Source organism: Alteromonas sp. ABH4_452, from assembly GCF_056311825.1.
The window spans coordinates 495908-509196 of the sequence record NZ_CM149973.1 but is presented as its reverse complement, the minus strand read 5'-3'; the positions used below and the strand labels follow the sequence as shown (position 1 = coordinate 509196).

14 protein-coding genes are annotated in these 13289 nt (G+C 45.6%); 12 read left to right on the top strand and 2 right to left on the bottom strand.

From position 1 onward, the window contains the following. Positions 1-301 precede the first annotated feature (301 nt). Together hslO and hslR are read right to left on the bottom strand one after the other, a co-directional pair. On the bottom strand, positions 302-1201 hold the full coding sequence (hslO, locus tag ACYX4N_RS02240) for an Hsp33 family molecular chaperone HslO (RefSeq protein WP_476055466.1): 900 nt from the start codon (positions 1199-1201) through the stop codon (positions 302-304). A gap of 23 nt (positions 1202-1224) precedes the next feature. Further along, complete coding sequence (hslR, locus tag ACYX4N_RS02235; RefSeq protein WP_179984995.1) at positions 1225-1629, bottom strand: ribosome-associated heat shock protein Hsp15; 405 nt, start codon at positions 1627-1629, stop codon at positions 1225-1227. A gap of 128 nt (positions 1630-1757) precedes the next feature. Here hslR and gspC point away from each other — a divergent pair, with 128 nt between their 5' ends. The 12 genes from gspC to ACYX4N_RS02175 all read left to right on the top strand — a co-directional run bounded on the left by gspC (position 1758) and on the right by ACYX4N_RS02175 (position 13287). Further along, a complete protein-coding gene (gene gspC / locus ACYX4N_RS02230) occupies positions 1758-2678 on the top strand; it encodes a type II secretion system protein GspC (RefSeq protein ID WP_474856681.1) in 921 nt (306 codons plus the stop codon). A gap of 114 nt (positions 2679-2792) precedes the next feature. Continuing rightward, a complete protein-coding gene (gene gspD / locus ACYX4N_RS02225) occupies positions 2793-4838 on the top strand; it encodes a type II secretion system secretin GspD (RefSeq protein WP_474803613.1) in 2046 nt (681 codons plus the stop codon). A gap of 1 nt (position 4839) precedes the next feature. Further along, complete coding sequence (gene gspE, locus ACYX4N_RS02220; protein WP_474829101.1) at positions 4840-6399, top strand: type II secretion system ATPase GspE; 1560 nt, start codon at positions 4840-4842, stop codon at positions 6397-6399. After that, positions 6400-7626 carry a type II secretion system inner membrane protein GspF gene (gene gspF, locus ACYX4N_RS02215; protein WP_476055465.1) on the top strand — a complete coding sequence of 409 codons (1227 nt, stop codon included), beginning with the start codon at positions 6400-6402 and terminating at the stop codon, positions 7624-7626. Beyond that, a complete protein-coding gene (gspG, locus tag ACYX4N_RS02210; RefSeq protein ID WP_012520130.1) occupies positions 7626-8063 on the top strand; it encodes a type II secretion system major pseudopilin GspG in 438 nt (145 codons plus the stop codon). Before gspF ends, gspG begins: the two co-directional genes overlap by 1 nt. A 5-nt stretch (positions 8064-8068) precedes the next feature. Further along, a complete protein-coding gene (gspH, locus tag ACYX4N_RS02205; protein WP_476055464.1) occupies positions 8069-8695 on the top strand; it encodes a type II secretion system minor pseudopilin GspH in 627 nt (208 codons plus the stop codon). Positions 8696-8721: 26 nt separating this feature from the next. Further along, positions 8722-9150, top strand: coding sequence for a type II secretion system minor pseudopilin GspI (gene gspI / locus ACYX4N_RS02200; protein WP_476056409.1), 429 nt, complete (start codon positions 8722-8724; stop codon positions 9148-9150). 1 nt (position 9151) lies between these two features. Then, complete coding sequence (gspJ, locus tag ACYX4N_RS02195; RefSeq protein ID WP_476055463.1) at positions 9152-9778, top strand: type II secretion system minor pseudopilin GspJ; 627 nt, start codon at positions 9152-9154, stop codon at positions 9776-9778. Positions 9779-9837: 59 nt separating this feature from the next. Next, the gene (gene gspK / locus ACYX4N_RS02190; RefSeq protein WP_476055462.1) at positions 9838-10860 is read left to right on the top strand and encodes a type II secretion system minor pseudopilin GspK; all 1023 of its coding nucleotides are present in this window, start codon (positions 9838-9840) and stop codon (positions 10858-10860) included. Next, a complete protein-coding gene (gene gspL, locus ACYX4N_RS02185) occupies positions 10860-12059 on the top strand; it encodes a type II secretion system protein GspL (RefSeq protein WP_476055461.1) in 1200 nt (399 codons plus the stop codon). The genes gspK and gspL overlap by 1 nt, the downstream gene beginning before the upstream one ends. Next, the gene (gene gspM / locus ACYX4N_RS02180; RefSeq protein ID WP_476055460.1) at positions 12056-12535 is read left to right on the top strand and encodes a type II secretion system protein GspM; all 480 of its coding nucleotides are present in this window, start codon (positions 12056-12058) and stop codon (positions 12533-12535) included. The genes gspL and gspM overlap by 4 nt, the downstream gene beginning before the upstream one ends. Next, entirely contained in the window at positions 12532-13287 is a 756-nt protein-coding gene (locus ACYX4N_RS02175) for a type II secretion system protein N (protein ID WP_476055459.1), read from the top strand. Before gspM ends, ACYX4N_RS02175 begins: the two co-directional genes overlap by 4 nt. The last annotated feature ends 2 nt before the right edge of the window (positions 13288-13289 follow it).

Sequence of the window (13289 nt, the reverse complement as noted above, 5' to 3'; positions counted from 1 at the left end):
AATTACAAAGAAAGCCTTTACCTTGGATATAAATGCAAAAATAGGGATTAGAAAACCTATATTGATCGATGAATTTCAAAATAAAAAATTAAATTTTTTTTGAAACAGCGAGTGAAAACTTTCACTGAAACCGGGAGAAAAAGGAAAATGTGACTGTGGAGAAAAGTTAAACACTTACTGCTGGGCATTTTTTGACCAAAAGTGAAGTGTTGAGCGAATGAATTGAGATATACTGCGAGGTGTTCTGAAATAAAAAAGCACCTTCGAAAGAAGGTGCTTTAACACAGAAGTAAACAAGTAGTTACTGATTAGAAGAAGGAGCGTCGAAGTTGCCACTGTGAATAGCTTCAACGTCTATACTGTCAAAGCGGTATTCTGCATGGCAGTACTGACAGTTCATTTTGATCGCGCCTTCTTCCGCAATAATCGCGCGAAGTTCAGACTTCTCTACATGACGAAGTGCTTCTGCGCTGCGCTCTTTTGAGCAAGAACACGCAAACGATACGTCCTTAGCTGGGTACATTTCCACATCTTCTTGGTGATAAAGACGATACAAAATGTCCTCAACAGGCAAAGAGAACATCTCTTCTTTGGTCAGTGTTTCGGTAATTTTTGAGATGTGAGCAAATTCATTGGCCTGCGACACGTCAGTTGCGCTTGCATCGGTAGGTAGTACTTGCAACAACACGCCCGACGCTTTCGCATTTTTAGGGTCGCTCATGTCTGTCATCAGATGAACGCTGGTTGCAAGCTGCTCTGACTGAGCAAAGTAGCCTTCAATACATTCAGCAAGAGACGGTTTATCCAAAGCTACTACACCTTGATAACGCTCGCCTTCATCTGGTGTGATAGTAATAACCAGTACGGCCTGTGACAATAGCTCAGAAAAGGTATCTGGCAGCGTTTCCAGTGTTTCATCCCAGCGCGCCACACCGCGAAGCGTTTGCTCATGTGTGGCATTTAATACCGCGTAACTTACTGGCCCTTTGCTTTGAATTTGCAGTGAAATTTCACCTTTAAACTTAAGGGTTGCCGTTAAAAGTGACGTCGCCGCTGCCATTTCACTTAGCAAAGTTTGAATTTGCACTGGGTATTCATAGCTGTGCACTATGTTTTTTAAGCTTTCATCAAGACGAACCAACTCGCCTCGAACGTTAGCTTGAGTAAATAGGAAGCGGTGTAATTTATCGAAATCGCTCATAAATGATCCTGTTGAGCAGCACACTATTGCTGCTTAAATTTAATAATCTGTCGTCGCTGCTTTTTATCAGGTCTATGATCTGGTTTAGGACTGTGAAACGCGCTCATTTTTCGTGCGGCTTGGTTTTCTTCACGTTTTGTTACACTTTCAGCCGTTTCTTCGAAAAGCGCCTGCGCTAAAGGTGCACTTAAACGCTTATCACTTAAGCCTAGCACCTTTATTTCACGAATATCCCATCCTGCGGGAACTTTAATCATGGCACCAAGCTCTACATGCTTACCAGGTTTGGCTCGTTGCCCGTTGTACTGGACCTTTCCCGACTGCACCATATCTCTAGCGATGGCGCGAGTCTTAAAGAACCTTGCAGCCCATAGCCACTTGTCCAGCCTAACATTTTGTGGTGTATTGTTACTTTCCGATTGGCTCATGTAATAATTTCGTAATGGTGCGGCTTTAGTGTTTGACCCTCACCTTTACTAGGCTATTATGGGTTTGCTAAAGCGCGGTTAACCAAAAATTCACTATATTATAATAAAGCAGTACCATTAGTGGCAGCATGACATTCAATAAACCCAATCCACAATCTCTGGTTGTTTATCTAAGCCAGCATCAAAAACAGCTACATACCATAGTAGTGGTTCTGCTTAGCCTGTATTTAATTGCATTTGCTGCCAAACTTGTGTGGCGAATTATACCTGAACCTCAACTATCTGCGACACCCACAGTAAGCCGAGCTCCGGTTATTTCATCGTCATCAGGCAAAAGTGGGGTCAACATAGCGAAAATACAACAGCTGAATTTATTTGGTAATGCGGCAGCTAAACCTGCTGAACCCGTTGCCGAAGTAACCGACGCCCCTGAAACCCGTTTGAATCTAACTTTAACGGGTGTAGTAGCAAGTTCGGAACAAGAAGCTGGTACTGCGATTATTGAAAATCGTGGAAGCCAAGCGGTATATGGTTTAGGCGACAAAATCGAAGGCACCAATGCCACGTTGCAAAAGGTGTATAACGACCGCGTCATTATTAAAAACGGGGTAAGAAACGAAACCCTGATGCTAGACGGCATTGACTACGACGAAGCTAATCGTCGCCGTGAAATGCAGGCAAGAAATCGCCCTGAGCCAGAAGATGAATTAGAAGAAGATACCGTCGAGCTTAGCGATGAAGCATTAGAGGCAACTGCGGCACTTCGTGAACGGCCTGCTAGCTTTACAGATTTTATTTCGATATCGCCGAAAACTGAGGAAGGTCAACTTATAGGTTATCAAGTTAGTCCTGGGAAAGAACCTGAGTTATTCAAATCGGCCGGGCTTCAGGCTGGCGATGTCATTACCCAAATTAACGGGCTAGACCTTACCGACTTGCAACAATCGCAAGAGGCACTGTCTGAGCTACGCAATGCACAGAATATAGAATTAACGATTATTCGAGATGGCAGTTTAACCACGCTTTACTTAGATTTACCCGAGGCGTAACAACAACTAAAACGGTAACGTCTCGCTTTTTACTAGTAAGCGTTTGTGTAGAGGTCAGCACGTAACTGACAAGCAATTCAGCCATCGACATGTTAGGAAATGAAGGAAGTTAGAATGAAAAGGCGCACTAGCCATAAACTATTATCTCGCTTAGGCACAGCTATGTGTACGGCGCTTCTGTGTTTCTCGGTGACTGCCGCTGAATACATGCCTAATTTCAAAGATACTGACATCAATGAATTCATTAATATTGTCGGCAAAAACCTTGAGCGCACCATTATTGTCGACCCAAACGTACGCGGCAAAATTAGCGTGCGCAGTTACGACATGCTTAATGAAGATCAGTATTATCAATTTTTCCTAAATGTACTCCAAGTTTACGACTTTGCTGTAGTTGAAATGCCAAGCGGCATCTTAAAAGTTGTACGCTCTAAAGACGCGAAAACTTCTAATATTCCAGTAGTGGAAGGCGCGCAACAAGACGGCGATGAGTTTATTACCCGCGTAGTGCCTGTTTATAACGTACCGGTACGTGAACTGGCTCCTATTTTACGTCAGCTAAATGACCAAGCAGGTGGCGGTAACGTAGTAAGCCACGATCCATCAAACGTAATGATGCTAACCGGCCGTGCTGCGGTAGTGAATCGTCTTGTGGAAATTATTGAACGCGTAGACCGCGCGGGCGATGAAGAAGTCGAAATCGTAAAACTTCGTTATGCGTCAGCTTCTGAGATGGTACGTATTATTGAAAGTATCAACAAATCACAAGGCAAAGCGAATACTGGAGCTAAATCTGAACCTCGCGTTGTAGCAGACGATAGAACGAACTCTGTGATCGTTAGTGGCGACGTTAAAGCACGTCAGCGTCTTATTAACCTTATTCAGCGCATGGACCAAGAACTTGAGTCCAATGGCAACACTCGCGTATTGTTCCTAAACTACGCAAAAGCAGAAGATTTAGTTAAGGTACTTCAAGGCGTATCGGCCAGTATTCAAGCAGAAGAACAAGGCAGCGGTACTACGTCACGCCGAGCGAGTTCAAACCGCGAAATCAGCATTGACGCACATGAAGACTCTAACGCTATCGTAATCACCGCAGAGCCGGATATGATGCGCTCGCTTGAGGAAGTGGTGCGACAGCTAGATATTCGCCGTGCGCAGGTACAAGTTGAAGCTATTATCGTAGAAGTGTTTGAAGGCGATGGCACAACGCTAGGTGTACAATGGGTTTCAGAACAAGGTGGCGGCACGCAATTTAGCAACGGTGTAGTTCCTGTAGGTTCATTAGCCGTAGCCCTTAAGCAAGCAGAAGATGATACAGATACCGAAGCCTATGTTACCGACGACGGTGAAGTGGTAACTGTGACTACCACCGATGAAGGCGACTATACTTCACTAGCCAGCCTTTTAGGTGGTGCTAATGGATTGATTGCCGGTGTTATCGAAAATGGCTGGGGCGCTGTTGTCCAAGCGGTAAGCACTGATACCAACTCTAATATTCTTGCCACACCTCACCTAACTACCATGGACAATGAAGAAGCGTTTTTCATTGTAGGTCAGGAAGTACCGATTATTACCGGTACTACAACGGGCGCGAACAACTCTAACCCGTTCCAAACTGTCGACCGTCAAGAAGTGGGTATCAAACTTAAAGTGACACCGCAAATTAACGAAGGCGATGCAGTTCAATTACTTATTGAACAAGAAGTGTCGAGCGTAAGCGGTGCAACCTCGGTAGATATCTCGATTAACAAGCGTGAAATTAAAACCACAGTAATCGTTGATGATGGCGGCACTATCGTACTAGGTGGATTGATTGATGAAGACGTACAAGAAAGTGTGTCTAAAGTGCCGCTTTTAGGCGATATCCCTATTCTTGGTCACCTTTTCAAAACCACATCGACCAGCAAGCGTAAGCGTAATCTAATGGTATTTTTAAAACCTACGATTGTGCGTGACGGCGCTACTATGAACTCAATCAGTCACCGTAAATACAACTATATTCGAGCGCTACAGCTTAAACGTCAGCAAGAAGGTGTGTCTCTAATGCCAACGGCTGAAACGCCGAGCATGCCTGAGTGGAACGATGCACTAGCCCTACCACCTTCATTTGAAGAGTACCTTTCAGAGAAAGAGAAGCAAAAAGAAGGTAACGAGTAGTATGGCGGATGAACAACTTACTCAAGCACTAGAGGCGCAAGAAGAAGCCCTAGAAGCCATGGGTGAAGAGGCCGGTTTACCTGAAGAAGAGGCTGGCCCTAAGCAGTTATCGTTTAGTTTTGCAAAACGCAACCAAGTGTTGCTTGAAACCAACGAAACGCCTGCAGTTCTGTATTTTACAGAAAATACGCCATTTGACGTGTTCGCCGAAGTTAGGCGCTTTTATGGGGAACCGTTTGTACCTAAAACTATCCCTGCTGACGAGTTTGAAAACCTATTAACGAGTGCGTTTCAGCGCGATAGCTCTGCAGCTAAACAGCTTATGGAAGACCTTGGTAATGAAAGCGACTTGTTCGCCCTTGCCGAAGACTTGCCTGACACTGAAGACTTATTAGACAGTGAAGATGATGCGCCTATCATCAAGCTTATCAACGCTATGTTGGGCGAAGCGATAAAAGAAGGTGCGTCGGATATTCACATCGAAACCTTTGAGAATCAGCTTGTTGTTCGGTTTCGGGTAGACGGTGTATTGCGCGAGATTTTACGTCCTAATCGCAAACTTTCATCCATGTTGGTTTCGCGTATCAAGGTAATGGCGAAATTAGACATTGCTGAGAAACGCGTACCTCAAGATGGTCGTATTACGCTTCGCATTGCCGGTCGCGCTGTGGATGTTCGTGTTTCTACCATGCCATCAAGTCACGGTGAGCGCGTGGTGCTGCGTCTTTTAGATAAAAACAATGCTCGTTTGAATCTAGAAGATTTGGGCATGACGCTTCAAAACCGAAACCATTTTTCGTCCCTTATCAGAAAGCCTCACGGCATTATTTTGGTTACAGGCCCAACGGGTTCTGGTAAAAGTACCACGCTGTACGCCGGGTTAACTGAAATAAACTCGCGAGACAGAAACATATTAACGGTTGAAGATCCTATCGAGTTTGATCTGCCAGGTATCGGACAAACACAGGTTAACCCTCGTGTGGATATGACCTTTGCCCGCGGGCTTCGCGCTATTTTGCGTCAAGATCCTGATGTAGTCATGGTGGGTGAGATCCGCGACATCGAAACCGCACAAATTGCCGTTCAAGCCAGTTTAACCGGTCACTTAGTGCTGTCTACACTACATACCAATACTGCAGCAGGTGCCATTACTCGTCTAGAAGACATGGGTATTGAGCCATTTTTGCTGTCTTCGAGCTTATTGGCCGTATTGTCACAGCGACTGGTACGTACCCTGTGCTCAGATTGTAAAAAGCCCCATACGCCAGACGCTTCTGAGCTTGAAGTACTAGGGCAGAGCGCAACGAGCGACACCACTATCTATAAGCCGCACGGCTGCGCAGCGTGTAATCAAACTGGTTACCGTGGCCGTACCGGCATTCACGAGCTGTTATTAGTTGATGAAAAAGTGCGTGAAATGATGCACGAAGGTGTGGGCGAACAAGCTATTGAACGTTATATCAGAACCTCGACCCCAAGCATCCGTGAAGACGGCTGTAGCAAGGTGCTAGCTGGAGAAACTTCTCTTGAAGAAGTGCTTCGAGTAACGAGGGAAGATTAAATGGCGGCATTCGCTTATAAAGCGGTTAATGCCCGCGGTAAAAATACAAATGGGGTACTTGAAGGCGATAACGCACGTCAGGTACGCCAACAGCTGCGAGAAAAAGGCTTAATTCCGTTAGAAGTAGAGCAAGTTGCAGAACGGTCACAAAACGAAGGCAAAGGACTTTCTTTTTCACTGTTTAAACCACGTATTTCAGCATCGGATTTAGCGCTTCTTACACGCCAAATGGCAACGCTTGTAGAATCAGCACTTCCTGTTGAAGAAGCACTACTCGCTGTCGCCGAACAGTGTGAAAAACCCCGCCAGAAGAACATGATGATGGCGGTACGCAGTAAAGTGGTAGAAGGTCACGGCCTTGCAGACGCGCTTGCACAATTTCCTAGTGTGTTTGACGAACTATACCGCGCAATGGTTGCAGCTGGTGAAAAATCCGGTCACCTTGATACCGTGCTTAACCGACTGGCCGATTACACAGAGCGCAGGCAGCAAACCCGCAGCCAAATTACTCAAGCGATGATTTACCCATCGTTAATGCTGTTCTTTGCAATGGGTATCGTATTACTGCTGTTAACCGTAGTAGTGCCTAAAATTGTTGGGCAATTCGATCATATGGGGCAAGACCTGCCGGGCATAACACAGTTTCTTATTTCTGTAAGTACATGGCTTCAGAACTACGGTTTGTTTATGCTAATTGGCATTGGCGTACTTATTGTTATTATTCAGCGCGTGCTGCAACAAAAGCACATGAAATTGCGCTATCACAAAGCACTTTTAACACTGCCTTTAATAGGTCGAGTTTCAAGGGGCTTAAATACGGCCCGTTTTGCTCGCACCTTAAGTATATTAAGCGCCAGCGCAGTGCCGCTACTTGAAGCTATGCGTATTTCTGGCGATGTACTGGAAAACCAGCATATTAAAAATCAAGTAGCCGATGCGGCAGTCAACGTTAAAGAAGGCTCAAGCTTACGCGCTGCACTAGATAACACAAAAATGTTTCCACCAATGATGATGCATATGATTGCATCAGGGGAAAAGTCGGGCGAGCTACAGCAGATGCTAGCTCGTGCCGCAGATAATCAAGATAGGGAATTTGAAGCGCTTATTGGTGTCTCACTTAAGGTATTTGAACCCTTACTTATTGTATCGATGGCAGGCATTGTCCTGTTTATCGTTATGGCAATATTGCAACCAATTTTAGCATTGAACAACATGGTGAATATTTAATGAAAACACTTAATCGCAGTTCTGGTTTCAGTTTGATTGAAGTCATGGTCGTACTTCTAATCATCGGTATTATGGCCTCAATGGTTGCACCACAAATTTTGGGTAATCAAGAGGAAGCACAGCTTAAAAAGGCCGCGGTAGACATCCAGCAAATGGAAAGTGCGCTGGAAATGTACAAGTTGCGTAACAACCGCTTCCCAACCACTGAGCAAGGTCTTGATGCGCTAGTTACCGCGCCGACTATCGACCCGATTCCTCGTAACTACCCTGAAGGTGGCTTCATTAAGCGCCTACCTGAAGATCCGTGGGGCAACCCGTATGCGCTAATTAGCCCAGGAGAACTTGGCGTAGTAGATATTTTCTCTAATGGTCCAGACGGCGAACCGGGTACTGATGATGACATTGGTAACTGGAACATTAACGAATACCTGAACTAACTTTTATGCGCTACAGCGGCAGTACATCGGCTTATAAAGCAGGCTTTACCCTTTTAGAAGTCATGCTGGTACTGCTGCTTATGGGCTTGGCGGCGGGTTACATTATGTTTAACGCCTTCGGCGCAAGTAAGTCAGACCTATTAAAAACCCAAGCTCAACGCCTGCAAGTAATTATTGATATGGCCAGCGACTTCGCGGTGTTAAATCAACAACAGCTAGGCGTACGTTTTGAAGCTGACAAAAACGAATACTACTTCGTTTACCTAGACGACGATGATGAGTGGCAGCGTATTGAAGGCGAAAAAACCTACGAGCCTTTCACGTTACCCGAACCTTTTACCTTCTCCTTAAATTTAGACGACCTTCCGTGGGACGTTGAAGATAGACTCTTTGACAGAGAATTGTTCGACGAAAACCTAAGTGTTTCTGACGAAGGCGTAGAAATAGGTAACGAAGAAGAGAAAAAGCTGCCTCCGCCTCAAGTGCTGATTATGTCGAGCGGCGAAATAACACCTTTTAGCCTATCGTTCAATTATGAAGGCGATGACGGCGACGACCCTGTCTATTACAGCTTGCAGAACCAAGACTTACCGCCTTTAGTGCTTGAAGGTCCCCTGGAGCGTCCATTATGAACGCGACCACTATGAAAGCACCTTGTATGAGAACAAACTCGGTAAATTCTTCTGGCAAGAGCATTGCGGTTAACAACCCCCATAACCAACGTGGTTTAACCCTACTTGAAGTTATGGTGGCACTCCTTATATTCGCACTAACAGGCACCGCCGTGCTCAAAGCGGCTGGCGAGCACTTATCTAGCGTTGGCCAAATAGAGTCTGTCACTTTTGCCAATTGGGTAGCAAGCAATCGACTTAACCAGCTTCAGCTTGATACCACCTGGCCGCCCAAAAATAATTTAAAAGGCACCATGGAGATGGCTGACCGCACTTGGTACTGGCAACAAACCGTTGCGAAGACCAACGATAACGACTTGCGTGCAGTTACCGTTTCGGTAGGCGAAGACGAAAGCTACGAAAGTTCAGTGACATCGGTTACCACTTTTGTGGCTAAGCCAACGGCGGGGAACTAGTATGCAGCGCGGATTTACGCTTATAGAAATACTGATTGCCATGGCCATATTTACCCTTATCGGGCTGGCGTCAACGGGATTGCTTACCACAGTTATCGACAGCAATGATATTTCTGAAGAGCGCTTTGCTAAGCTCCAATTGCTACAGAGGGCCATGATCACTATTGAACGTGATATTCAACAGGCAGTACCTCGCGCTTCTCGTGTAAACGGAGAAAAGCAAGATGTAGTAATGGCAGGTGGAGAAACCGACGACAGCGATGATGATGGCATTGGTTTTGTGCGGGGCGGTTGGCACAATCCTCAGTTAATGCTGCCAAGAAGTACTTTGCAGTTTGTTGCCTACAGGCTTCAAGAGAACAAGCTTGAGCGTCTTTACAGTAATTACGTGGATAATGTTATTGGCTACGAGCCCAAAGTACGAGTGCTGCTAGAAGACGTAGAAAGTTTAAAAATTGAGTTTCTCGCCACCTCGAACAGCAGTTCGTTAGATGATGAAGAAGATATCTCGTGGAGTGAAAGCTACAAAGGCGCGGCGCTACCGCGGGCAGTGGCGATAGAATTTGTAAGTAAAGACTTTGGCAAAATTCGAAGGGAATTTACCTTAACTACGGGTGAATCGTCATAATGCCAAACACAGGAAGACGCCTTTTAAAAAACCATACGCGCGCCAAGGCTGAGACGTGTATGCCCCAGCTGTCTAGCCCACCAGCTAACCAAAAGGGTGTGGCGTTAATGATTGTGCTTATGATTGTGGCACTAGTGGCCGTGCTAGCTACAGAAATGGGCACGCGATTACAGCTACAAGTGCAGCGCACCATGAATTTAAAAGACAATAATCAGGCTTATTGGTACGCCATGGGCGCCGAAGCTTTTGCACGTAAGTCAATTCAGTCGCTGATAGAGGAAAGCCCAGATACTATTTCTATTGACCAACCTTGGGCACAAGAATTTAGCTATCCGTTAGAAAACGGCGGCTTAACGGCTAATTTGGAAGACCTTCAAGCTTGCTTTAATCTTAACGCAATAGCGTCGGGTAGTGCTTCGAATAACGCAAATAGTGCATCGAGTAGCGCCTCAAGTAATACTACCGAAGCAATGGAAGCTTTTCACACCATGTTGCTATCACTAAACGTAGATGGGTTAGACAACTTTACCGCCGATACACTGCGCGACAGCTTAGCAGACTGGGTTGATGAAGATGACAGCATGCGCCCTTATGGCGCAGAAGACAGCGAGTATGAGTCAAGAGAGTTTCCATATCTTGCAGCCAACGGACCACTGGCATCAAAAAGTGAATTGCGTATTATTAACGGAGTATCACCAGCATGGCTAGACGATTTAATGCCTTTGGTTTGCGTGATCCCAGATTACAGTGAATTGAAAATAAACGTTAATACGTTAGAAGAGGAAGATGCACCATTACTAGCAGGCCTAACGGGGCTTGATATTCAGCAAGCTGCGAGTTTACTCAGCAGCCGTCCGCAAAACGGATGGGACGAAATCAATGACTTTTTAAGCGAGCCCTCTGTTCAAGCGCTTAATTTAACAAGCTCTCGACAAGATTGGTTTACGGTTAAAACTGAATATTTTATGTTGCATACAAAAACACAATACAACAAAGCAACCTTTAAGCTTTCCACCGTGTTTCATGCAAGCGCCGACAGTGGCGTTAGCATTGTGAATCGCGAGTTTGGGGGAACCTATTAATGGAACAATTATTGGTGCGTTTAGGCGCCAACTACACCGACCCGATAAGCTGGCTCGTTTATTCAAAATCTGAAGACGAGATCATTGCTTCTGGCGAACTACCTAGTGCAGAAGACTTATCTACGCTTACCGAACGCGCTGGTCAGCGAAGCGTTATCGCTCTAGCACCAAGCAGCGAGATACTGCTTAAATGGGTAGAACTACCGCCTAAAGCAGGGCGTAAAATTATCTCAGCCATTCCATTTATGCTAGAAGACGAATTGGCTACCGACATTAGCCAGCAGTTTTTCGCCATTGGCCCTAAGCGCGGCGACAACCAAGCTGTCGCTGTGGTTAGCCATGAAAAAATGGAGCAGTGGCAAGCTTGGCTAAGCGAAGCAGGGTTATTCTGCGACACTATTATTCCTGATGTACTCGCTGTTCCAGTAACCGAAAACGGCTGGTCGGTACTGACCTTAGGTGAGCAGCTACTGGTTCGCCAAGACGAATTTAAAGGGGTTCAAGGTGAACAAACTTGGTTGCTTCCTACATTAGTGCATTTTACTGCGCAGCAAGAAGCGCCTGTGACCATTACGAACTACGCTGGTATCGATTTAGGCAGTTTACCGAATATTGAAGAAGCGCAGGCCCCACTTGAGTTGCCCATGCAAGTATTGGCTAAAGAAGCCATGCAAAGCAGCTTTAACTTGTGCCAGGGTGAGTACAAGATTAAACGTAAGCGCAGCGGAGTGCTAAGTCAGTGGCGTGTAGCCGCTGTACTCGCTGTACTTGCACTGTGTACCAGCTTAGTAGATAAAGGCGTTACTCTTTATCAGCTAAAGTCGCAAAACCAAGCACTTAGCAGTGAAATAAGTAGCGCAGTTAAAGCCGGCTTTCCCAACATTGGTACCTATCGCAACGTACGGTTAAAGCTACAAAGCGAGCTTGCCAAGTTAGAGCAGGGCGGTGGGGATGCTTCCATGCTTATTATGTTAGATCAGCTTGCACCAGCTTTTTCAGCCACCGACGTTAAGCCACAAACATTGCGCTTTGACGCTACCCGCACAGAAATTCGTATTCAGGCGCAGGGTAAAAACTTTGAAGCCTTAGAGCAGTTTAAACGCAGCGCTGAAAACGCCGGTTTTGTGGTTGAACAGGGTGCTATCAATAATCGTGACAATGGCGTTGTGGGTACAGTTTCAGTAAGGAGTACGTTGTGAACGCGCTTTTAGAAAAATACAAAGCCCTCACTGAACGGGAACAAAAATTAGTGCTAATTTCTGCAGTGATGGTAGTGATAGCACTGTTTTATTTTGCAGTTTGGTCGCCACTTAATGCTGCGCTAGACAAACAAAAGCAATTACTTGATAACCAGCAGTCGCTTTTGGTTTGGGTAAAAGACAGCGGTGCACGCGCTCAGCAGTTACGTCGTAGTTCGGGCAACAAACGGGTGTTTTCAGGGTCGTTACCGCAAGCGGTGAACCGAACCACTGCCCAACATGATATTGCTATTTCCCGTATGCAGCCTCAAGGTGATGAACTGCAGGTATGGGTAGACCAAGCGCCATTTAATGCGGTTCTGGAATGGCTTAAAGCCATGGAAAACATGGGCGTAGTTATTCTTCAAGCCGATATAGCTGAAGCAGATGCGCCGGGCTATATCAAAATTCGCCGACTACAGTTAGGTAAAGCATGAAGTCGAAAGTTAGTTGGATCATAGGCGGAATTCTTGCCTTCCTATTGTTTGCTATTGCTTATATGCCCGCAGTGCAGGTTATTGGTCGTATAACACTACCGAATAATGTTTCTGTAAGCGGAGTAAGTGGCACCTTATTTTCTGGTAAAGCACAGACCCTAGTGGTTAACGGCTTGCCTGTTAATAACCTGAAGTGGGAACTTAGCCCACTTCATATGTTATTGGGTAAAGTTAAGCTAGATCTTAAAGCCGGTAATATTCGCGATAAAAACGACATCGCGTTTGAAGGGCCTGTTACTACAGGGCTTTTCAGCCAAGATACAATTAATACCGAGAACTTTACGCTGTATCTGCCTGTAGATAGAGTACTTGCACAAGTTCGCCTACCCTTACCGGTAAATGCAGGCGGACGCTTTAAAGTCTCGTTAAACGATCTAACCTTTGGTCCAGCGTGTGAGTCGCTAGATGGTACAGGAGACTGGTTAAACGCGACGGTTGCGGGAACTCAAGGACCCATTGATTTCGGTACTTACTCAGCTAAACTTCGTTGCGAAGGGAAAGACATTGGCATCATGGTAAGCGAGCCTAACTTGTTGAGCTTATCTATCGACGCGGTTATTCCTACCAACATGAAAAATATCCGCGTTAGCGGTAAATTTAAACCCGACGATAGCTTGCCCAACGAAGTACACCAAGCGGCTCGCTTGTTTGGTGCGCCTAATAGTAGTGGGTATATCCCAATAAAGCTTTAACG